The organism is Roseburia inulinivorans DSM 16841 (genome assembly GCF_000174195.1).
Taxonomy (GTDB): Bacteria; Bacillota; Clostridia; order Lachnospirales; family Lachnospiraceae; genus Roseburia; species Roseburia inulinivorans.
The window spans coordinates 1-602 of record NZ_ACFY01000046.1 but is presented as its reverse complement, the minus strand read 5'-3'; the positions used below and the strand labels follow the sequence as shown (position 1 = coordinate 602).

The following is a 602-nucleotide window of genomic DNA, read 5'->3' as shown; positions in this document are numbered from 1 at the left end:
TGTATCTTATGGATCATCAAGCACCTTCTTACCGTACTTTCGGCTACTTCATCAACGAAGTACTTGCTGATTCCATTGAAGAAATATTTCAAGATATAAACAAAAAAATCTTCGAGACAGAGCATGTAGATCTTCAACATCTATACATTGATGGATCCAAGTTTGAAGCAAATGCGAATAAATACTCCTGGGTATGGAAAAAAGCAACTGAAAAATCCAGATACCGTCTCTTTGGTAAGATAACTACACTCTTTGAGGAAATCAATGAGGAACTTTCATGTACAGGTATGAAACTTTGTATCAATAGTGAGTACGCACCAGAGTATCTGAAGGAAGCTGCTGAACAGTATGCAGAAGTCTGGCAGATTAATGAAGCAATGTTTGTTCATGGCAGGGGACATCGCAAAACTACACAACAACGTCATTATGAGAAACTCAAAGAGTATGCTGCTAAGTTGGAAGAATACGTGGAAAAAATCAAAATCTGTGGAGAAGATCGCAACAGTTACTCGAAAACAGACCATTCAGCCACTTTTATGCGAATCAAGACAGACTACATGGGCAATGACCAGTTGCTTCCAGCTTATAATGTACAGGTCGGT

Annotated in this window: 1 protein-coding gene; it reads left to right on the top strand. The window is 38.7% G+C overall.

Going from position 1 to position 602, the window contains the following annotated elements:
- Window positions 1-602 (top strand): transposase (locus ROSEINA2194_RS04715; protein WP_007884013.1); only part of this gene is annotated, 602 nt, incomplete at both ends.